General features: G+C 51.6%; 16 protein-coding genes. 1 reads left to right on the top strand and 15 read right to left on the bottom strand.

Annotation, left to right across the window (positions count from 1 at the left end; genetic code table 11):
• Nucleotides 1–133 precede the first annotated feature (133 nt).
• The 3 genes from N3Z11_RS01910 to pssA all read right to left on the bottom strand — a co-directional run bounded on the left by N3Z11_RS01910 (nucleotide 134) and on the right by pssA (nucleotide 3,496).
• Nucleotides 134–937 (bottom strand): PhzF family phenazine biosynthesis protein, encoded by an 804-nt coding sequence (locus tag N3Z11_RS01910; protein ID WP_260655449.1) that lies wholly within the window; start codon nucleotides 935–937, stop codon nucleotides 134–136.
• Nucleotides 937–2,004 (bottom strand): serine hydrolase, encoded by a 1,068-nt coding sequence (locus N3Z11_RS01905; RefSeq protein ID WP_260655448.1) that lies wholly within the window; start codon nucleotides 2,002–2,004, stop codon nucleotides 937–939. Before N3Z11_RS01905 ends, N3Z11_RS01910 begins: the two co-directional genes overlap by 1 nt.
• Before the next feature lie 145 nt (nucleotides 2,005–2,149).
• A complete protein-coding gene (gene pssA / locus N3Z11_RS01900) occupies nucleotides 2,150–3,496 on the bottom strand; it encodes a CDP-diacylglycerol--serine O-phosphatidyltransferase (RefSeq protein ID WP_260655447.1) in 1,347 nt (448 codons plus the stop codon).
• 267 nt (nucleotides 3,497–3,763) lie between these two features.
• Between pssA and N3Z11_RS01895 the strand changes: the two genes are divergently transcribed.
• Nucleotides 3,764–4,240, top strand: a complete 477-nt coding sequence (locus N3Z11_RS01895) for a DUF4124 domain-containing protein (protein WP_260655446.1) — start codon at nucleotides 3,764–3,766, stop codon at nucleotides 4,238–4,240.
• Nucleotides 4,241–4,369: 129 nt separating this feature from the next.
• Here N3Z11_RS01895 and tldD read toward each other — a convergent pair whose 3' ends face one another.
• The 12 genes from tldD to N3Z11_RS01835 form a co-directional block, all read right to left on the bottom strand.
• A complete protein-coding gene (gene tldD, locus N3Z11_RS01890; RefSeq protein WP_260655830.1) occupies nucleotides 4,370–5,809 on the bottom strand; it encodes a metalloprotease TldD in 1,440 nt (479 codons plus the stop codon).
• Between the two features lie 14 nt (nucleotides 5,810–5,823).
• Complete coding sequence (locus tag N3Z11_RS01885) at nucleotides 5,824–6,699, bottom strand: carbon-nitrogen hydrolase family protein (RefSeq protein ID WP_260655445.1); 876 nt, start codon at nucleotides 6,697–6,699, stop codon at nucleotides 5,824–5,826.
• Nucleotides 6,696–10,817 carry a YhdP family protein gene (locus tag N3Z11_RS01880; protein ID WP_260655444.1) on the bottom strand — a complete coding sequence of 1,374 codons (4,122 nt, stop codon included), beginning with the start codon at nucleotides 10,815–10,817 and terminating at the stop codon, nucleotides 6,696–6,698. Before N3Z11_RS01880 ends, N3Z11_RS01885 begins: the two co-directional genes overlap by 4 nt.
• Nucleotides 10,817–12,283, bottom strand: a complete 1,467-nt coding sequence (rng, locus tag N3Z11_RS01875) for a ribonuclease G (RefSeq protein WP_260655443.1) — start codon at nucleotides 12,281–12,283, stop codon at nucleotides 10,817–10,819. The genes N3Z11_RS01880 and rng overlap by 1 nt, the downstream gene beginning before the upstream one ends.
• On the bottom strand, nucleotides 12,283–12,855 hold the full coding sequence (locus N3Z11_RS01870; protein WP_260655442.1) for a nucleoside triphosphate pyrophosphatase: 573 nt from the start codon (nucleotides 12,853–12,855) through the stop codon (nucleotides 12,283–12,285). Before N3Z11_RS01870 ends, rng begins: the two co-directional genes overlap by 1 nt.
• 1 nt (nucleotide 12,856) lies before the next feature.
• Nucleotides 12,857–13,339 carry a rod shape-determining protein MreD gene (gene mreD, locus N3Z11_RS01865; RefSeq protein ID WP_260655441.1) on the bottom strand — a complete coding sequence of 161 codons (483 nt, stop codon included), beginning with the start codon at nucleotides 13,337–13,339 and terminating at the stop codon, nucleotides 12,857–12,859.
• The gene (gene mreC, locus N3Z11_RS01860) at nucleotides 13,339–14,223 is read right to left on the bottom strand and encodes a rod shape-determining protein MreC (protein WP_260655440.1); all 885 of its coding nucleotides are present in this window, start codon (nucleotides 14,221–14,223) and stop codon (nucleotides 13,339–13,341) included. The genes mreD and mreC overlap by 1 nt, the downstream gene beginning before the upstream one ends.
• A 25-nt stretch (nucleotides 14,224–14,248) precedes the next feature.
• Complete coding sequence (locus tag N3Z11_RS01855) at nucleotides 14,249–15,292, bottom strand: rod shape-determining protein (RefSeq protein WP_260655439.1); 1,044 nt, start codon at nucleotides 15,290–15,292, stop codon at nucleotides 14,249–14,251.
• 224 nt (nucleotides 15,293–15,516) lie between these two features.
• Complete coding sequence (locus N3Z11_RS01850) at nucleotides 15,517–18,906, bottom strand: DUF6701 domain-containing protein (protein ID WP_260655438.1); 3,390 nt, start codon at nucleotides 18,904–18,906, stop codon at nucleotides 15,517–15,519.
• The gene (locus N3Z11_RS01845; RefSeq protein WP_260655437.1) at nucleotides 18,906–19,340 is read right to left on the bottom strand and encodes a pilus assembly PilX N-terminal domain-containing protein; all 435 of its coding nucleotides are present in this window, start codon (nucleotides 19,338–19,340) and stop codon (nucleotides 18,906–18,908) included. The genes N3Z11_RS01850 and N3Z11_RS01845 overlap by 1 nt, the downstream gene beginning before the upstream one ends.
• A complete protein-coding gene (locus N3Z11_RS01840) occupies nucleotides 19,330–20,190 on the bottom strand; it encodes a PilW family protein (RefSeq protein ID WP_260655436.1) in 861 nt (286 codons plus the stop codon). Before N3Z11_RS01840 ends, N3Z11_RS01845 begins: the two co-directional genes overlap by 11 nt.
• The gene (locus N3Z11_RS01835) at nucleotides 20,190–20,765 is read right to left on the bottom strand and encodes a prepilin-type N-terminal cleavage/methylation domain-containing protein (protein WP_260655435.1); all 576 of its coding nucleotides are present in this window, start codon (nucleotides 20,763–20,765) and stop codon (nucleotides 20,190–20,192) included. Before N3Z11_RS01835 ends, N3Z11_RS01840 begins: the two co-directional genes overlap by 1 nt.
• Nucleotides 20,766–20,775: the final 10 nt, after the last annotated feature.

The following is a 20,775-nucleotide window of genomic DNA, read 5'->3' as shown; positions in this document are numbered from 1 at the left end:
CAAGGCGGCTGGCCGCTACGTGCTGCAAGACGCAACAACAGGCCCTGCACTCTGCCAATAAAAAAACGCCTGATTGCTCAGGCGTTTTTTATTGGCAAGCACCCCATCAACAGCTAAAGCTCCGGTGCAGAAACTAAATCTGAATTTGCCCCTGCAGATACAACACCGCCTGCCCCGATACCAGCACTCTGTCTTGTTGTAACTGACAGCGCAACACACCACCGCGTTTGGACGCCTGATACGCCAGCAGCTCAGTTTTCCCCAACTGCGCCGCCCAATAAGGCGCCAGACCAGCGTGAACAGAACCTGTCACCGGATCTTCATCACCACCATTGGCCGGCCAAAAATAGCGGCTGACAAAATCGTATTGGCCTTCTTTAAAACCAGTGCCTGGCGCTGTTACCACCACATCCCAGGGGCCGAGTTGTTTAAGCAGTTGCATATCCGGCATTAAAGCGGCAACAGTGGCAGCGTCTTGATAAACTGCAAACCAGGCCTGTTCACTGCGTAGTATCTGCAGCGGGGCAACACCCAGACCTTGTAATAAAGCAGCAGGCACCTCAGCTACCGGCTGCGCTGGGCGCTTAGGAAAATTCATCTGCAGCCAGTCGCCTTGTTTTGTGACCGTTAAATCGCCAACAACTTTGGTGCTAAACCTTAGCTCCGTGAGTTCAGGCTTTAACTGAAACAGCACAAAAGCCGACGCCAGAGTGGCGTGGCCACAAAAATCAATTTCAGTGATAGGCGAAAACCAACGGATAAAATAATGACCATCACCCAGCTCAAGCAAATAGGCCGTTTCCGACAGATTGTTTTCCTGCGCTATGCCAAGCAGCTTTGCATCATCCAGCCACTGAGTTAAAGGCACCACGGCGGCAGCATTGCCACTAAAGAGTTGGTTGGTAAAAGCATCTACCTGATAAATCGCCAGTTGCATCACAAGGCTCCTGCTGAAGTTTGCGCTTTGTTGGTGTTGGCCGAGATTAACTGCGCCCGCAACACGGCACGCAGTTTGTCCTGCAAGGCTAAATCCTGCGCCGGATTTTTGCCGTCGCCACTTTGTGGCTGCCACACCACCAGGCTCAGATCAAACTGTGGGTAATATAACAAGGTCAGCATATAACCCGGCAGATAACCGCCATGGCTCCATTCCAGCAGCTGATCCTGCTTTAAAATTTGTATCCCCAGACCATAAAATACTTCACCCCAACGATGATTGTTGCGTTTGGATCCGGATGCCACCAGCTGCATACGCTGAAATTCCGGTAATAAGTCGGTTTTATACAAACATTGTTGCCAACGTATTAAATCGGCAGCGCTACTGACAATACCGCCGGCCGGCACATTCTGCAGCGCAAAAGCATCCGGGTTCACCGCCCGCCATTGCCCGTTTACTAAGGCTTGCCCTGTCACCAGCTTCACTGCGGAACTAACCGGTATTGCCGTTGTGGGCGCAAAACTGGCGCTCATCTGACAACGCTGAAATAACCGCGCTGCCTGGGCGGCATAAGGTTCGGCATAGATGCTTTCCAGCACTTGGGCCAGAAGCTGATAGCCTTCATTGCTGTAGTGAAAGTTCTGACCAGGCTTTGCTCCGGCAGTGCCAACGCCTGAAGTGTGATTCAGCAACTGCCGGGTGGTAATGGTGCCAAGTCGCGCTGCATCTTTTGTCAGCACGTGGGCAACAGGCGCATCCAGCGACAAGCGTTCCTGAGCTACAGCCTGCAGCACCAAAGCTGCGGTCATTTGTTTGCTGATGGAGGCAATCACCAGCTGATGCTGACCTGTTAATGTCTGCTGTGGGTGATAACCATAACTCCACAGCAGTTGATTGCCTTGCGCCAGCAAAGCAACTGCTGTGGCTGGTTGCTGTGCTTTGGCTTGCAATACCTGCTGCAGCGCCTTAAGGTCCGGCACAAAAGGTGCCGCCTGAACCGGCAGAGTAAAAACAGCAAGCAACAACATCAGGCGGGTGAATCCACTGCGTTTTTGAACGAACAACATCATTGTCCTTATTTTTTGTTTTTCTTCACTGAAAGAATATCAGCCGCAGTGCAGCACTGAGTGTTGAAACGGCCAATACAAAACATGGAACCCGACACAGGCCAACAACATCAAGCACCAGAACAGCAGCAAAAAAAACGGCTGATTAAATCAGCCGTTTTAACACTAAATCGACGCCTACCCCTTTGATTTTACTGAGCAGTTTTTTTACCTGCTCGGGATAGTCCCGCATCATTTCTATCTGGGTGTAATGACGGATGATGCTGGTATTGGCCAGAATAATCTGTTGCTCATGCTGCAGTTGTGGCTGCAGCTGTCCCAGCTCGTCGTCTACCAGAATGCCGTTTTCAAAATCCAGCGCAAAAGCACGGGGGTTCAGGTTGTGGCCGGTAAACAAATGCCGCACACCATCCACACTAATACCTTTGAGGTGATAACTGTTGTCTTCATGGCGCCATAACCGCACATCAAGCAAACCGGCATCAATGAATTTTTGGTTGTTTTTCACAAACTTGCGCAAAATGGTTTCGTACAGATAAGGTAAACCACCAATACGGTTAAACTTTTGCTCCGGTGGAATATAAAAGTCGTTGGCCGTTTTATCACCCACCACAATACAAAGTTTCACTCCCCGTTTTAAACATTTGCGCAGCGCTTTGGCCAACACTGGCGGCGGATTAAAATAAGGGGTGTAAATTAACACTTCGCGTTCAGCCAGCGCCAGCATCGCCAGAATGCTTTGATTCAGTTGGTTATTCAGCCGTCCCATGCCCATCAGCAAGCTGGCATTTAATGGCCCGGGCTGCGACTGACCTTTAAGCGGATAACGGCAACTGCGGGCATGTTTTAACCAGCTGCGGTGTGCACCTTTATAAGCCTGGGCGATGTCCTGCTCCGGAGCCAGCAAACTCTGAATTACATCCAGATTGCCTAAAGCCTCCTGATGGCCGGCGGCAAATGCATCAGCCAGCTGTTTATTGTCGATCTGCAGATAACGGTCGGCACGGTAACGCTGCTGTTCAGCCAGATAAATGTTGTTCAGTGAAGCGCCGCTATAAAACAGGCTGTCATCAAACACAAAACCTTTTAAGTGCAACACACCAAAAAGTTCGCGCTTTTTTACCGGCACACCATAAATTAAAATTTGTTCTTTATATTCAGCAGCAATAGCACGGTAGAAGTCGGCATTGGTACGGCCGCCACTTTGACCAATCAAACCACGGCGGGCCCGGTGAAAATCCACATACACCCGCACATCCAGTGCCGGGTTCTGTTGTTTGGCCTGGTACAAGGCCCGCAAAATTTGTTCACCGGCCTCATCGGCCTGTAAATACAAGGCTGTGATCACAATACGCTGACGCGCTTGTGCTATCAGGGACAGCACCCGCTCTTTATATTCAGTGGCAGAACAAAATACCTGCACTGCAGCAGCATCAATAGCGGTTCGGGATAAGGCCGCCAGACGGCGTTTGTTCAGCAAATTTTGTAACATAAGTGCGATCTGTTCTCGTGGATAATGCAGCCAGGTTGCGGCTGACAGCGAGATAACGGAAGTCTCTGCGTTGTTATAGTCGGGCTATTATGTGCGAAATAGCCTGCTTAGGCAAAAGGTTGGCGTTGTTGCGCGCTTTTTTTCGCCCGAAATTCCGGAAAAATAACGGCGGTTCCGGCAGCAACCAGACAAAAAACTTAAGCGCCAGACCGGAATATGCCATACTCGGCGCCAGCAATCTAACCTCCAACCCTGATGTTTGTATTTATGAAACCAGTTCAAGTTTTGGCTTTTATGCTGGCTTGCGCCCTGCCAGGTGCACAAGCCGCTGTGTATAAATGTGAAAAAGACGGTGTCACCACCTTTAGTCAAACTCCTTGTGGTCAGGACGCCCAAACCACCGACTACACCACAGTGGGCCAACAGCGGGAAAACAAACCGAATGTGGTGGTAAAAAAAGACCCGAATGAAGTGGATCTTTATATTCAGCAGCGGCAACTGAAACGCAAAATTCAGCAGCTGACGAAAAAGAAAGAAGACAAAATTGCTGAACGTAATAAAGAAATGAACGCCATCCGCGACAAACAAATGACAGTGAAAAACAATGAAGTGGCAGGCGCCAATTATCTGCAAAGTCTGGCGCAGGAAATGGCCGCTGTGGTGCAGGCCTACGACACTGAAATTAAATCTCTGGACGGCGAAATTTTGCAGTTACAACAGCAGCTGGACAAAACTCAGCCTTAAGCAGCAAAGCTGTGCAGCTTTGTCAGCGGCTGGTTGCAGGCATCTTTTTTTGTTCGCCAGGCCTGCACCTGAACCAAACAGCAAAAAGCCAGCAACAGCTGGCTTTTTTATGCTGCATCTCATGGCAAATCAGGCAGTGCCACCCACTGTCATACCATCGAGTTTTAAGGTTGGCTGACCCACACCTACAGGCACACTCTGGCCTTGTTTGCCACAAACACCAACCCCGGTATCAAGCGCTAAATCATTGCCCACCATCGACACCTGCTGCATCGCTTCAGGGCCGTTACCAATTAAGGTAGCGCCTTTGATCGGTGTGGTAATTTTGCCATCTTCAATCAGATAAGCTTCTGAGGCTGAAAACACAAACTTACCGCTGGTAATATCCACCTGACCACCGCCAAAGTTGGGCGCATAAATGCCTTTTTTCACCGAAGCGATAATTTCTTCCGGCTCATAGTCGCCGGCCAGCATATAGGTATTGGTCATCCGTGGCATTGGCAAATGGGCAAAAGACTCACGCCGGCCATTGCCGGTCGGCGCCACATTCATCAGCATGGCATTGTGTTTATCCTGGATATAACCTTTGAGAATACCTTTTTCGATCAACACGTTATGCTGACTCACCGTGCCTTCATCATCAATATTCATCGAACCACGGCGATGCGCCAAAGTGCCGTCATCGACAATGGTGCAATGTTTGGACGCCACTTGTTCACCAATTCGGCCGGAAAAAGTGGAAGCCCCTTTGCGGTTAAAATCCCCTTCCAGGCCATGACCGACAGCTTCGTGCAACAACACACCAGGCCAGCCTGAACCCAGCACCACCGGCATCATACCGGCCGGCGCATCCACCGCTATCAGATTCACCTGCGCCTGACGCACCGCTTCGCGGGCATACCCCATCCAGCGGGGTTCACCGTTTACCAGCTCAGAAAAATAACTGTAGTCGGTACGGCCACCACCACCGGCGCCGCCACGTTCACGCCGGCCATTGTCGTTTAATAACACCGAACAATTCAGCCGCACCAGCGGGCGGATATCAGAGGCGTAAGTACCGTCGCTGGCAGCCACCAGCACTTCTTCATAGACACCGGACAGGCTCACCATCACCTGTTCGGCTTTGGCATCCAGGCTTCTGATAAAAGCTTCAATCTGGTGTAACAGCGCTACTTTTTCAGTGTTACCAAGGCTTTGCAGCGGCTCCACCGGCAGGTAAATCTGGCTGTTGCCGGATTTTTTAAACGCCTGCACCTGGCCTTGCTGACCCACAGCAGCAATACCCCGGGCAGCACTGGCCGCCTGCTTTAACGCAGCCGCAGAGATGTCGTCGGCATAAGCAAAACCGGTTTTTTCACCGCTGATGGCGCGTACACCCACCCCTCGTTCAATATTAAAAGAGCCGTCTTTCACCAGGCCATCTTCCAGCACCCAGGATTCATGCACGCTGGACTGAAAATATAAATCGGCATAATCCAGCTGATGTGAAAACAGAAAACCCAAAGTCTGATTCAGATCGGCGGCAGTTAAGTCACTGGCCTCAATCAGGTTCTGTTCAACGGTCTGCATAATGACGGCATTATTCATAAAAGCTCACTTAAAAAACGGTTATGCTCAGCCAGCGGCATCCGCTGACGAAGACTGAAAACTTGTTGTAAATCAATATCAACGCTGATTGCCCCCACGGCAGTACCGGCATCGGCCAGCACCACACCCCAGGGGTCGATAATTAAACTGTGGCCATAAGTCTGACGACCATTGGCATGAGTGCCGGTTTGCGCCGGTGCTATGACAAAACTCTGGTTTTCAATGGCGCGCGCTCTGAGCAGTGTATGCCAATGTGCCTCGCCCGTCACTGTGGTAAAGGCAGAAGGCAAGGCCAGCACATTCATGCCAGCTTTGCTAAGCGCCTGAAACAGCCCCGGAAAACGCATATCGTAACAAATGGCCAGCCCCAGCTTCAGCTCGCCTAAATCGGCCACTGTCAGTTTAGCGCCGGCCTGGGTTTTGGCTGACTCCAGATAACGGCCTGTGCTATCGGCCACTGCGGCATCAAATAAATGTAGCTTTTGATAATCTGCCACCAGCTCGCCAGCAGGTGAAAACAACAGGCTGCTGGCGGCAAAACGCTGCGCATCACTGGTGGTGGTTGGAAAGGTACCGACCAGCAAATAAGTGTCAAACTCTACCGCCAGCGCTGCCAGCTGCTGTTGCAGCTGGCCCTGACCTAACGGCTCCTGCAACTGTAAATTGGCATCGGCCGCACCGTCAAAACATAAAGCACCTTCGGGCAATACCACCAGCTGTGGTAGCCCTGCTGGTTTTTGGGGAAGTGCCTGCAACTGCGCGCGAATCGCCTGAAGGTTTTGCTGTGCATCAGGCTGACTACACATTTGCAGCGCCACCAGCCGCCACTGAGTTGTTGCCACTTTGTGCGCTGAGGTCTGGCTCTGGTTCATCCGGCTGGCTCCTGCTGGCTTTGGTAACTCTGGTGTTGCTGTGCTTCTGAAGGCTCAATCACAGGTTCATCTGCTGCCGGCTGAGCTTCTGACTGAGCTTCTGGCTGATTTTGCGGCTTCGCCTCTATCATCAGCGGTAAGGCCTGAAAGCTGTCGTTATTGGTGGCCGCAGGCTGCTCCTGTAATAACTCCCTTTTGAGCGGCACAGGCGCGGCCGGGTCAACCGGCAATAATGGTTTGGGCGCTTCAGGTGTGGTTTTGGGCAGGGTAATTTGTTTACTGTCCCTTTTCACTTCGGTCACCACAGGGTTATCCAAATCGCCGGTCACGGTAAAATTAATTTTTGAAATGACTTCCGCCGACTGAAACATTTCATCCAGTGCATAAGCCGCTACACCAGAAACAGGGTTGACCATCCAGGCCAGAATCACCGGAATGCTGGAAGTGACTTTGGGCGAAAAACTCATCTGATAATCCAGCTGCCGCGCTTTTAAATTGGCAAAACCACGCATCTCGATGTCGCCGGCCGCGCCAATCACTTCGGTGTTATTGGTATAAGCCACACCCTCGGTCAGCGTCATGCTGCCGCTCATTTTGCTGAAGAAAAAACCTTTGGCAAACACATCACGAAAATCCAGCCTGAGCTTACGCACCAGCGAATCTAAACTTAACAACGAAAAAATCCGCGCGCCGCCGTCGCTGACATCCGACAAAGAACCATCGCCAAACTGCCAGCTGAGCTCACCATTCAGACTGTGGCGGTTCCACTGAAATGGCGCGCCCTGCCAGGCCACATCGCTAAAACTCAGCTCTGCTTTGCTGCCGGCCAAACTGCTGCTGATATCGTATTCACTGAGCAACTGACCAAAAGACGGGCTGCTGAGCTTACCGCTGAAACTGGACTGGCCTATGTGCTGATCACGCTGCCACTGGCCGCGAATGTCCCAGCGATGGCCCTGGTAATTGCTATTAAAACTTTGCAACGTCCAGCTTTGGCCATCACTGACACTTTTCAGCTTCAGCTCCCCCAGTCGGAAATGGCCTATGGTGCATTGCTGACAGCTGATTTCAAGCGGCGGTAACTCGGTCAGCCAGTTCATCGGCGTCAGTTTGGCAAAAGCTTCAGCTTCCAGCGTGGCATAATCGGGTTTTTCTGCACTTTCCGGGTCCAGTAACAGCGCTGCTTTTAACTCAGCTGCGGCTAAGTCTTTGGCTTCCTGATCGGCAAATACCAGCGCCAGTCGCTCTAAGTTGGCCTGAATGCCCTGAGTTTGCAGATCATGAAACAGCTTGAGCTGCCCTTTGGCTTCGGTGGCGGTTAAATCAAGCAGCCAGTGATCGTTGGCCGGCGTCAGGTTAAAACGGGTTTTATGCAAAAACACGTCATCAAATAAATGCAGCTCCGCCACTTTGCCGCTGACCAGCGACAAAGGCGGCAGCATGTTGTTGTCATCGCCGGCAGAACTGATTTGTTGTTCAATCAAGTTCAGCCAGGGCACAAAGTCGGCTTTGGCTAAATCCAGTTCAATTTCAAAACCCGGTTTGAGCTGGGCACTGGCCTGGCCCAGACTTAATAAAGCTGCGCTGATTTGACCGCTGTCCTGCTCCAGCCGTGCCAGAAAACGTAAAGCGTCGCCATATTTGAGGGTGATATCCGAGCCTTGCTGATTGCCTTTAGCTTCAATCAGCACTGTGGCGCCATCGGCCGGTGTTTTGCCAAAAGGCTCGGGTAAACGCAGTTCAGCCGCGGCTAAATCCACCAGCACAGTCGACTGATAGGTAAAACCTTCATCCGGCAACTTGATATCCAGCTGCCAGTCAAAAAATGCCGTACCTGTGCCAAGCTCCTGCCAGGGTTCGGCCACCAGCGCCAGCAGCTTGCCGGTTTCATGTTCACCTTTGGCGGTTAAATTCAGCTGATAACCATCCTGCTGCTGTGCACCTTTTAAACTGGCAAGCAAAGGAATGCCCTGACTGACCAGTTTCAGCTGCTCACTGCTGATTTGGTCGTTGATAAAACTAAGCCGTCCTTCAACCTGCTCCACCGCAACTGCCGGGGCTTTGATATGCAGGTTGTTGGCAAAAAAGTCGACATCGCCACGCGCCACTACACCAGCTTCTTTTAAGCCAATATCCAGCCTGACTTTGGCATCCAGCAGGCCATCCACACCAAGATAATCCAGGGTGGCTCCCACTGAGCTACTGAGTGGCGATGCCAGCATCAGCGCTGTCACTCCTTCAGCTCTGGTCTGGGTTTGAATATCAATCAACAGGTTATCGGCATGAAATAAATCCGGAATACTGGCGGTGACACCGTCATTGAGTTCCAGCTCAAACAACAAGCCAGCCTGACTTTGGATCAACATCGAGGCGTTTTCAAACAACAGCTCAGCGCGCATCTGTTTAATGTCGGGCCAGTTGGCATCAAACGAAAACTCAGCATTGTCGACCAGCGCTAAGGCCTGAAACTTACCTTCGCCACCGCGATAAGGGAAATCGGCAAAAGCGCCCTGCCACAACACCCTGGCATGTGGAATATGGCCGCTGATAAGCGCCGGGCGCAGATAATCAATGACAGAGGATGGCATATGCCGCACCGGGAAATAGTGCTGCGCGTCGGCAACCGGCACAGAGCGTAGTTCAGCCAGCAAGGTCATACCGGCTTTGTCACCAAGCTCAAGCACCATTTCGGCATCCAGTTCCAGCTGTGGGTGACGCAGCGCCAGCCTTGGAATTTGCACCCGCCACTGGCCGTCCTGCTGCACCACTTCGAGCTGACCTGTCAGCTGCTGATAAGGGGTGGCACGGCTAAAAGCATCGCCCCAACGCAGCTCACCGTCCTGGGCGGTTAAATCAAGGCGGATATAATCTTTGCTGGCGCTAAAGTGGCCACTGACGCCGGTTAACCCCGGCACATCGTCCACCGGCTTTGAGGTTAAATCAATAAAATCGCCGCCCAGAAACCAGCCGTTGTCGCTCAGGCGCAGCGCCAGCTGGGTTAATCTGGCGTCGGCTTCAAAGGCCAGAATTGATTGTAACGCCGATAAATCTTCTGCCAATAAACGCGCCAGTGGTACCATGGCGGACAGCTGAAACTGTTGCAGCGCGCCACTGTAAACGCCTTGTTCATGCGACAGCTGCAGCTGTAAATCGTGCCAGCTTTGTTCGCCACTTTGCAAAGTTAAGGCCGATGATGACAACAACCAGCCTGTTGCTGTTGGCCGCCACAACAGTTGGCCCTGGCCCAGACTCAGCTGCTCCGTTTTGCCTTCATGGCGCCATACCAGGCGGTTTTGCGCCAGCTGAATTTGAATTTGCTGTAAGGTGCCGGCTTCAATATCCCCCCAGGCCTGAAAGTTAATATCGGCGCGGCTGAGTTTTTTACTTTGCGGTAGCAGCTGTTCAAACCAGGGCAATACGTCCAGCTCACGGCTGGACAAATACAACTGGCCCCGGCTTTTTGCTAAAGAATCACCATATAAATCAAGTACAAAAGAACTGGTGTTAGTGGTCACACCATGAATAGCCACTTCACCTGAGCCTTGATGACGGCGGCCTTCATTGCGCCATGCCAGCCGCGAAATGGCGATGACAATATCGGGGGTAAATTCACTTTTCAGCCGCAGTTCGCTGTCGACCAGGGTAAAGTTTTTCAGCTGCCGGAATAACAGTTGTTCCACAGCGCCGAGTAAAGGTTCGTCGCTGCTGTTGTCGGTTTTTTGCGTTAATAACTGCCGGCTGTCGAGCTGATACTTCAGGCCGCTGAGTTCAAAATGTTCGGCTTTAAGTGACAAACTGCTGAGGCTGCCCCAAAAATCCAGCCGGATCCGGGTTTCGCCCACCTGCAACAAGGGTTGGCCCTTGCCATCCTGCACTGCCAAGCGCTGCAGCAATAAAGCCGGGCCACTGCTTTGCCAGCCGGCGCTGAGCTGGCCTATTTGCACTTTGGCGCCGTAGCGCTCGGCAATCAGTTGTTCAATATCGGTTTTATAACCTTCAGCGTAAGGCAGGCCAAGACGCAGCAGTGTGACTACTGTGGCCAATAATACCAGCGCCATAGCCAGCAAAGGCCAGCCATGGTGCAGGCATAAAAACGCAAAACGCTGCAGTTTTTGCACTACATCATCACCACATCAAATTGTTCCTGGGTGTACTGCGGCTCTATCACCACACTGATTTGTTTACCAATAAATACCTCAAGTTCCGCCATGCTATGGTACTCATCGTTAATGAGCGCATCCTTAACAGCAGGTGACGCATAAACAGTAAATTTATCAGCGGCATAAGCGCGGTTGACCCGGACAATTTCACGCAAAATTTCAAAACAAACGGTTTCCACTGTTTTTAAGGTGCCGCGGCCATCACAAACCGGGCATTCAGTGCAAAGTACATGCTCTAAACTTTCGCGGGTGCGTTTACGGGTCATTTCAACCAGACCCAGGGCAGAAAAACCATGAATATTGGTTTTGGTTTTATCCCGCGCCAGCGCTACTTCCAGGCTGTGTAACACCCGTTTTTGGTGTTCTTCACTTTGCATATCAATAAAGTCGATAATGATAATGCCGCCTAAATTGCGCAGCCGAAGCTGGCGCGCTATGGCCTGAGTGGCTTCAATATTGGTGTTAAAAATGGTTTCTTCGAGGTTGCGATGGCCAACAAAAGCACCGGTGTTGACGTCTATGGTAGTCATGGCTTCGGTCTGATCAATAATCAGATAACCACCACTTTTCAGTGGCACTTTTCTATCCAGCGCCCGCTGAATCTCGTTTTCCACGTCAAATAAATCAAAGACCGGCCTTTCACCCGGATAATATTCCAGCTTGGGCGTCATGGTTGGTACAAATTCTTCAGTAAAAGCGTGCAGCGCCTGATAGGTCAGTTTGGAATCCACCCGCACCCGCTCTAAGTCACTGCCAACAAAATCCCGCAGAATACGAAAAGCCAAAGTTAAATCTTCATACAACATGGCTTCTTTGCGGTGTTTTTGTTTGCGTTTCTGAATTTTGCTCCACAGCTTTTTCAAAAAGCGGGCATCCTGCACCAGCTCGACTTCACAAGCGCCTTCGGCGGCGGTACGCACAATAAAACCGCCGTTGTCATCGTCCAGGCAGCTGCTGACTATGTCTTTTAACCGCTGACGTTCTTCTTCACTTTCAATGCGCTGTGACACACCGACATGAGGGGAACCCGGCATAAACACCAGATAACGCGAAGGCAGCGTAATGTCGGTGGTAAGCCGTGCGCCTTTGGTACCCAGCGGGTCTTTCACCACCTGCACCAGCAAATATTGGCCTTCATGCACCAACAAGCGGATGTCTTTGACGGCACTGACTTTCATTTCAATGTCGTTGGCATCACGCTGCACTATGTCAGATGCGTGTAAAAAGGCGGCTTTATCCAGGCCGATATCGACAAAAGCAGCCTGCATGCCCGGCAATACCCGGCTGATTTTGCCGATATAAATATTGCCAACCAGGCCATGTTTAGCCTGACGTTCAATATGCACTTCCTGCAATACGCCGTTTTCAATCAGCGCCACCCTGGTTTCACTTGGCGTGACGTTTAATAACAGTTCTGCGCTCATCAGTTGTCCTGCAGCTTGGTCAGCAGTTGTGCGGTTTCGTATAAGGGTAGCCCGACCACCGCAAAATAACTGCCGGCAATTTTGGGAATAAAACGCCCGGCCAGCCCCTGAATGCCATAACCACCGGCTTTATCGGCCGGCTCGCCGCTGTGCCAGTAATCCAGCATCTGCTGCTCAGACAATTCACAAAACCACACTTCGGTTTTGACAGTGTCCGACCAGATTTGCTCTGTTGTTGCCAGTGCAATGGCGGTGTACACCTGATGCTGCCGGTTGGACAATAACCGCATCATGCGTAAAAAGTCGGTTTGATCCAAAGGTTTCCCCAGCACTTCGCCGTCCACCACCACAATAGTGTCGGCACCCAGCACCGGCAATTTGCTGGCACTTTGCTGGGCAGCCAGGCCGGCTGCGGCTTTTTGCCGGGCCAGTCGCAGCACGTAGTCGGTGGCGGCTTCACCGGGCAATTGAGTTTCGTCGATATCACCACGCACCAGCTCAAACTCAACCCCAAGCTGGGATAACAGTTCACGGCGACGGGGGGAAGCAGAAGCAAGGGCTATTTTGGACATATTATTGAATTTTAAATTGACGCCTGGTGCGGCGTAAAAACCAGAATAAATAAGGCCAGACAATCATGCCGGTGACCACAGGCCACAAATAAGCAGCCCGGAAATACACACCGGTCAGGAAATGACTGAACCAGAACACCACCAGATGGTACAGCGCCAGCAATAAACCTACCAACAGGCTTTGTTGCAGCACCGAAAAGTTTCTTATTTTCAAATGGTTAGATGCCACAATAAAACAAATTAGCGAATAACCAAAAGCGTTGACGCCAAGCACTGTGCCCACCATCACGTCGACCAGAAAACCCAGCACAAAAGCAGTGCCGATACTGGCGCGGTTGGGCAGCGCCAGCACCCAATAACAGAGCACCAGCAAAGGCCAGTCAGGGCGGAATAACTTCACTGCTGAAGGCAGCGGCATCACGTTCAGCAATAACGCCAGCAACAAGGTCAGATGAATAATTAAAAAACGCCAGGAGTTTTGCATCAGTCCTGTCCTTGTTCGGCTTGTTTCAGCTCTTCAACTATTTGTGGGTCCGCGCTGCTGATGCCACGGTGTGGCCAGACTAACAAGGCATAACGAATGCGGTCCAGTTTGGCATAAGGTTCAGCTGTCACCTGCAAAAACGGCTGACGGGCATCGCGATGCACCCGTACCACTTTGGCCACCGGATAACCTTCCGGAAAAACCCCATCCAGCCCCGAGGTTAATAACCTGTCGCCTTCGGTAATATCAGTGCTGTGAGGTAAATGAATCAGCCGCAGCGAGTCCGACTGGCCAATACCTTCAGCCACCACACTCTGGCCGGTACGTTCTACCCGGGCTGACATAGCGTGGGTGTTATCAGCAATTAACAGAGCCCGGCTGCTGGTAGGGCCAACACTAACGACTTGCCCGAGCACCCCTAAATCATCAAGCAAAGGCTGACCGACAATAACACCGTCGCGCGAACCTTTATTCAGCACTATTTGATGGCTAAACGGATGGCTGTACACCGCCAGCACTTCGGCAATTAATCTTTTGCCTTCAGTCACCGGGCTGGCGCCAAGCAAAGCGCGTAATTTGTCATTTTCCTGCTGCAAAAACTGAAAACGTTGCAGCTGACCGTTTTGTAACAGCAGGGTGTTTTTTAAGGTGCGGTTTTCTTCCAGCAGTTTTTGTTGGGACATAAATTGTTCGGACGCACCAAACACCATGTCCTGTGGCAGGTTGGCCAGATAAAACAGCGGGCTGACGGTTGCCGTCAGGTAACCCCGCAGTTGTACTGAGCTATTGGTGTAATGATCAAGGGTAATAAGCCCAATGCTCGCCAGCAGGGCAAAAAACAACCGCAGTGGCAACGATGGGCCACGATCAAGTAAAGGTTTCATGGCTAACCCTGCGCTGCGTGTTCAGTTAGTCGTAACTGAACACGTCGCCGCCGTGCATATCGATCATTTCCAGGGCTTTACCACCACCACGGGCCACACAGGTCAGTGGATCTTCGGCAACCACCACCGGAATACCGGTTTCTTCCATCAACAGACGGTCTAAGTCACGCAATAAAGCGCCACCACCGGTCAGCACCATACCACGCTCAGAAATATCAGACGCCAGCTCTGGCGGAGACTGCTCCAGCGCGACCATCACGGCAGATACAATACCGGCCAGAGGTTCTTGTAAGGCTTCCAGAATTTCGTTGCTGGTCATGGTGAAACTGCGAGGCACACCTTCAGCCAGGTTACGGCCGCGCACTTCAATTTCCAGAATTTCGTCGCTTGGGTAAGCAGAACCAATTTCGGTTTTAATCCGCTCCGCTGTGGCTTCACCAATCAGGATGCCGTAGTTACGACGGATATAGTTGATGATGGCGTCGTCAAACTTGTCACCACCAATGCGCACTGAAGATGAATACACCACACCGTTTAACGAGATAATAGCGACCTCAGTGGTACCACCACCAATGTCCACCACCATAGAACCTGTGGCTTCAGATACCGGCAAACCGGCACCAATGGCCGCTGCCATTGGCTCGTCAATTAAATACACTTCACGGGCACCGGCGCCCTGGGCAGATTCACGGATGGCACGGCGTTCTACCTGGGTAGAGCCACAAGGCACACAAACCAGCACGCGCGGGCTTGGGCGCAGGAAACTATTGCTATGTGCCTGTTTGATAAAATGCTGCAGCATTTTTTCGGTGACATAAAAGTCGGCAATAACACCGTCTTTCATTGGACGGATAGCTTTAATATTGCCAGGGGTACGGCCTAACATACGTTTGGCAGCATGACCTACCGCAGCCACTGTTTTTGGACCACCGGCGCGTTCCTGACGAATCGCAACCACTGAAGGTTCGTTCAGCACTATGCCTTGGTCTTTTACATAAATCAGGGTGTTGGCAGTGCCCAGGTCAATTGACAGGTCGTTGGAAAATAAACCGCGTAATTTTTTTAACATGAAAAGAATTAATCCTACTTAATGGGGCGCCAACAACGGTCGGGGGCGCTGAAATCAGCCAAGTGGGTCCCGACAAGACAAAAAAGTGCGCATATTTTAAGTAACAATGCGCCAAGAAAATAGCTCTATCTTACACATTTACAAAATTAAACCAAGCACCGCGCCAATGCACTGCATAGCAGGTGCTGCAGCTATGACTGCAGCGCCGCATTTTGGTTGCGTTTTTAATTCTCCCGCCAGAAAATTTGCCTGTTATTACCCCGGAAACTGCCAAACACAGCTTCAGCTTTGGGGTTTTCCAGCGTCGGGCCATTGTTTGGGTTCCAGTCGTACTGCAGCCAGGGCGCGTCACTTAACTGATACTCAAGCGGATAACGGCTTTCTACCCCGGGCGCGCCTAATAACAAATCAAAAGCACTGCTTAAACCTTGCTGCAACTGAGCGTTTGTGCCTGATGCTGTGATCGCAGGCCGGCCCGTGCTGTCGATGATTAAACGCGTGGGCTGCACCGGGCTGCAGGAATCCTGATCGTTCAGCACAAATAAACTGCCATTAAAATATTCGGCTCTAAGTTGCACCGGCAGATTATGCTGCTCCGAGCCCAGTGCGTTCATCAGCTGCAAACGGCCATAACGCCAGTCAAGGGTGTTGTTATGTAAGGCTTTGGCGTCACAATTACCTGCTGCCTCACAATCCGCTGTGGTGCTGGCATTTAGATCCAAATTATTGAGTTTGGTTTGAGCGCCATCCTGATCGTCGAGCAATAAACCTAATTTCAGCCTGGTAAATGGCCCGTCCGGCAGCGCTGTGCTGGGCGTAGTAGCAGGCACTGCCAATCTGGCTAAAGTAAAAGGTAAATTGGTTCGACGGGCTTTGCCTGCATCCCAGTTCAGCAACTTGGGCAGCGGCGGATTACCGACGATCATTCTGTTACCGCGGTTTACCCCATCATTATTATTTTCCGCCACTAAAGCGGCTGTGGCTTTGGCAAAGCCATCCCGGTAATTGCTGGTCACCACGCCGGCCAGATTGCGGGCTTCCAGCTCAAAATTTAAATTTGCATATTGATTCATATAACTAAAGTTGCCGCAGGCCGGATTTACACTGCTGCTCGCCAGCACAAAACTGGCCGGTACCAGCCGGCCAAGCGCAGGCACTGCATTTGGCATTGAGCTTTTTAATTTGATACTGGCGCCGAGATAAGGCAGGTTACTCAGCTCGTTACTGCCAAGGTGAAATACCCCAACTTCATCAATATTCACCGCTACTGTGGTACTGGCACTGGCCGAGGCTGTGTGATTGTATTGGCCTGGGGTTAAATTGCCGGCAACACCGCCAGCGGGCGCCAGCAGTTTATGTTGGAGCGGAATATTATTCAGGCTAAAAGATGGGGTGGTGCTGTTATCACAAAAATTGGGGTCAGCGTCGCTTTGCCAGCCATGGGCGCTGATGGTGGTATTAAAATTCACACCGGCTTTGCTCAGCACTGTACAGTTTTCGTCTGCTACCGCACAATGCACAGCCGCCTGCAAACACAAACCAGCCGGGTAACTGACAAATAAATCTTTACCATCAAGTATCAGGCCGTTGTCGCCAGTGGCCACAGAACCAGTATAACGGGCATTGAGTCTGAGCTGACCAGCATCGCTGTAATTCACCGCAATAGTGGCTTCACCACTGGCATTAAAACTCAGTGTTAAATCCCGGCCTGTCGCAAAACTGCTTTCAATGGTCTGATTATTCACTGTAACCCGCTGCAGCGGGCTGGCCGCTGGTGTGACGGGACTGACATAATCCGACCAAAAACGCACAGTGCGGCTGACATTGGTAAAAGAAGGCACACATTGCTGACTATTGTCCGCAGTTTTTACCGCCTTTATTTTAATACCAGTTTCCGGTTTGGCTGCCAGTTTATCCAGCACTTCAAACACTAAACCGGCATCGGCAAAAGTCAGATTACAGTTAGCGGCTGACAGTGAACTGCCGTTGTTGCACAAGGTTGTGCTCAGCGGTTTGGTCATAGGTACAGAGGAACTCACCCCCACTCTCACTGTGGCTGGCGTGGTCTGCTGTAAGGTGGCGGTGGCGCTGCCGCCGCTAAAAGTGATGACATTGCCGGATAAACCGGTGCCGCTCACCCAGCCCGACGTTGGGCTTAGGGTGGCAGTCACAGTGCCGGTCACTAATTCAGTACAAGCCGGATTTTTGCAGGCTTTAATGGTCAAGGTTTCATTTTTGCAGGTTAACGGCTGACCTGAATAGACAAACTCAAAGTGGTCAATCTGCTCTCCGACAGGCTCGCTTTTTAACGCACAAATCTGCAAGTCGTCCAGTTCATGAATGTTATTGGAGCCGCCGGTGGAGCCGGTGACAGACAAAATAAATTTATCCGGCACCTGCGACTGTCCGGTGGCGGTCAGCGCATTAAAGTTATCAATCAGCGTCTGATAAGTGCCGCTGACGCGCCGCTCCACCTTCACCATGGCCTGGCCGCTCAGGCGGGAATCTATCGTCACACGGTAACGATGTGCGGCGTTATTATTGTTATCCACAGTAGGAGATAAACAATCGGTATTGGTGTTGGTGGTGCCGTTGCTACAGGTTCCCGCCAGATAACGATAGCCGGTGGTACCAGAGCCGGAACCCCGCAAAGCCACTGACTGTTTGCGCCGGCCCGGGCTATTGGGGCCGCCTTCGGCCGAAAAATTGCCATATTCGTCCAGCCCTATACCAAGCCAGCCGCCGGCAAAACCAGCAATACCAGGTTTACTGCCGTATCCCAGCGGGCCACCAAAAGCACCGGGTTGTGGTGTGATACCGGCATCAGACAACACCACCGCCATGCCATCTGCACCTTCAGCCGTGGTACGGCCATAAGCGTATTGATTAAACTCAACTACCACCAGGTTTTGATCACCCGGAAACAACCGCTGAAAACTGGCTGCGGTAGACTGGTTACCAACATTTTCCGTCATTCTTAACCGGCCATTATTAATGGCTGGTGTGTAACTGCCACTGCTGCGGCTCACCGACCAGTTGCTGAGATTTAAGCTGCCGGCCTGAAAATCATCGTTAAAACAGCTCAAAGTGGCACCACAAACCACACCACCATCCAGCCGCCCCAGAGCCGCCGCATTATAGATGGCATTGGAATTGTTCCAACCGCTGATATCCCCTTTGGCGGTTAAACCGCCATTGATACTGGCGTTATTACTGAAGAACACAGCGCCACCCACCAGCACAAAACCACGGATCACTGAGTTATTAAAAACCGTCAGATTACCAGTGACCACAATCAGCAGATTTTCCGGCGGACCACCGGCATTTAATAACACGCTGTTATTGAGTTGCAGGTCGCCATTAACAAAAATCCGGGTGGTGGCGCCCGTTGTGGTCAGCACCGTATTATTAGGGATCACCCTGCTGCCGGTGCTGTAGTCGCCCGGGCCAAACTGGCCGGAAAAACTACTGATACTGGTTGGATTGGCCGGCGCATAACTCACAGATGCCGGCACAGCACTGTATTCAGTCACTGCCCTTGGCCAGATATCGGCACATTCTTCGGCATGAAGCCAGGCCGACCAGAATGTTAATAGCAGCAGCAATACACGCATTAATAAGCCTCCATCCGCACCACCCGGCTGGTACTGATATCACCTGCCAGACAACGGCCTTCACTTTGCAATGCATACAAAGGCCGGCTGCTGTTATCGGGGTTTTGCACCTGCTGGCAGCTTAAAGTGGCGCTGCAGCCGCTCAGGCCTGGGGTGGTAAAACTAATATTGGGGCTGACTGCTGCACAGCTGCCAGTGCCTGTCAGTGGAAACAGCTGCACTAAACCGGCTTGCAAACCCGACTGCGCCGCATTAAAGGCCCTGTTGCCCTGCACTTCATAACTGACAGCAATGCTGCTGCTGATAAGCTGCCGGCCTAAAAATAAAATCAGCGCCGACATCAGCACAATTACAAACAGCGCCATCACCAGAGCGCTGCCGCGCTGGTGTTGTTTTTGCCATAAAACATCAGGGTACATCTGATCAGGGTACATTCGGAATATGCACCTCATGGTTAAAAAACAAATCCTGCCCTTGTGATACCGCCGGACTAAAACGCCAGAATAAATGCAAAATAGCGCTGCGGTTGAGGCTGGCGCCACTATAACTGAACACTGCCTCGCTGCTACTGTTGTTAAGCCCTACTGCCAGTAATTCACCACTGACCAGCGGCGGTAACGGCTGCGCCACTAAAAAACCATAATTGCTGTAACGGCGAAGCTCAGCGCCAACCCGGCAAATACTGACCGGCTGGTCCGCCAGATAAAAGCGCCGCTGCGGCGATTCAGTGACAAAACTGGGCTGCAGCGCGCCGACATTAGCCAGACTCACCCTGCTGGTATGGGCATTGCCGTCGGCATCATCCGGTGCATTTTGCACCGCAGCCACATCAGCACTGCGGCCCTGATTTAATGCATAAAGATGACTGGCATCAGTTGCATACACTGTCAGGCGCTGGCCTGGCTGGGCCTCCCAGTTGGTATTTAAACTGGTGACACCTATCCAGTTACGACGGTCCGGATACAGCGGCAAGTCGCGGTAAATGCCACTTTGTGCCAATGGCGCAAATTCAACACAACTCACTGAATTATCGGCATTGGCGCTCACCCGCACACTGCCGGGCACCGCAGCACGCACTTCACGCACCACCCGCTCCAGCGCAAAACGGCTTTGTTGCAACACCTGCTGTACAGCATTGGCATCCATATACATACCGGCGCCCAAGCGCAAGTAACTGGTCAGCCCCACCGCCAGAATGCCCAACAGCAGCATCACCACAATCAGCTCTACCAGGGTGACTCCCCGCTGATACCAGTTTAAGTGACCAGGCTTAGGCAACGGCATTACCAGTTCCCCTTATAACCGGCAAACACAATAGGTTCGCCGCCAGGAGTGGTTACTGTCAGGGTTATTTTTTTTGCTCTGTTGTTGGCCAGGCCAAGCTCGCTGCCGGCATAACTGACCCGCACCGCCACCTGATAATTTTGATACTGAGCTGCCAGACTCTGGTTCAGCACATTGACCAGGCTGGCGCCATTTACATTCAGGCAATGAAAATCATCAACATCGTCATAGAGATCACGGCTGGCCTCTTCAGTGGCAAAAGATAAACCAGAGGCAGGACAACTGGGTAAAGTGGTAATACAGGCGCTGGCACCTGCTTCGTTGCAGCGTAATAAAGTATTACCACGACTGGAATTTTCATCAAAACTCGTCGCCATAATTTCGTTCATAAGGCTATGGCCCAGTTCGGCAGCACGTACCTGATGCCAGGGTTCGGTGCTGCGCACCAGCATAGGCCCCATAATCTGGCTAATCATTAAAATGGCAATCGCCAGCACCACCATGCCAATAATCAGCTCAATCAGGGTAAAACCGCGTTGCCTTTTTTGCGCTGGTGTTCGCATCAGCTTTGACATCGGCTTTAGC

This window comes from Rheinheimera sp. 4Y26, assembly GCF_025245835.1.
In the GTDB taxonomy this organism is placed as follows: Bacteria; Pseudomonadota; Gammaproteobacteria; order Enterobacterales; family Alteromonadaceae; genus Pararheinheimera.
Note: the sequence above shows the minus strand (reverse complement) of the source record. Positions and strands in the feature narration are given on the sequence as shown.

Coding starts and splice junctions, on each gene's coding strand:
- N3Z11_RS01910 (WP_260655449.1), bottom strand. CDS start 937: ATGCAACTGGCGATTTATCAGGTAGATGCTTTTACCAACCAACTCTTT.
- N3Z11_RS01905 (WP_260655448.1), bottom strand. CDS start 2,004: ATGTTGTTCGTTCAAAAACGCAGTGGATTCACCCGCCTGATGTTGTTG.
- pssA (WP_260655447.1), bottom strand. CDS start 3,496: ATGTTACAAAATTTGCTGAACAAACGCCGTCTGGCGGCCTTATCCCGA.
- N3Z11_RS01895 (WP_260655446.1), top strand. CDS start 3,764: ATGAAACCAGTTCAAGTTTTGGCTTTTATGCTGGCTTGCGCCCTGCCA.
- tldD (WP_260655830.1), bottom strand. CDS start 5,809: ATGCAGACCGTTGAACAGAACCTGATTGAGGCCAGTGACTTAACTGCC.
- N3Z11_RS01885 (WP_260655445.1), bottom strand. CDS start 6,699: ATGAACCAGAGCCAGACCTCAGCGCACAAAGTGGCAACAACTCAGTGG.
- rng (WP_260655443.1), bottom strand. CDS start 12,283: ATGAGCGCAGAACTGTTATTAAACGTCACGCCAAGTGAAACCAGGGTG.
- N3Z11_RS01870 (WP_260655442.1), bottom strand. CDS start 12,855: ATGTCCAAAATAGCCCTTGCTTCTGCTTCCCCCCGTCGCCGTGAACTG.
- mreD (WP_260655441.1), bottom strand. CDS start 13,339: ATGCAAAACTCCTGGCGTTTTTTAATTATTCATCTGACCTTGTTGCTG.
- mreC (WP_260655440.1), bottom strand. CDS start 14,223: ATGAAACCTTTACTTGATCGTGGCCCATCGTTGCCACTGCGGTTGTTT.
- N3Z11_RS01855 (WP_260655439.1), bottom strand. CDS start 15,292: ATGTTAAAAAAATTACGCGGTTTATTTTCCAACGACCTGTCAATTGAC.
- N3Z11_RS01850 (WP_260655438.1), bottom strand. CDS start 18,906: ATGCGTGTATTGCTGCTGCTATTAACATTCTGGTCGGCCTGGCTTCAT.
- N3Z11_RS01845 (WP_260655437.1), bottom strand. CDS start 19,340: ATGTACCCTGATCAGATGTACCCTGATGTTTTATGGCAAAAACAACAC.
- N3Z11_RS01840 (WP_260655436.1), bottom strand. CDS start 20,190: ATGCCGTTGCCTAAGCCTGGTCACTTAAACTGGTATCAGCGGGGAGTC.
- N3Z11_RS01835 (WP_260655435.1), bottom strand. CDS start 20,765: ATGTCAAAGCTGATGCGAACACCAGCGCAAAAAAGGCAACGCGGTTTT.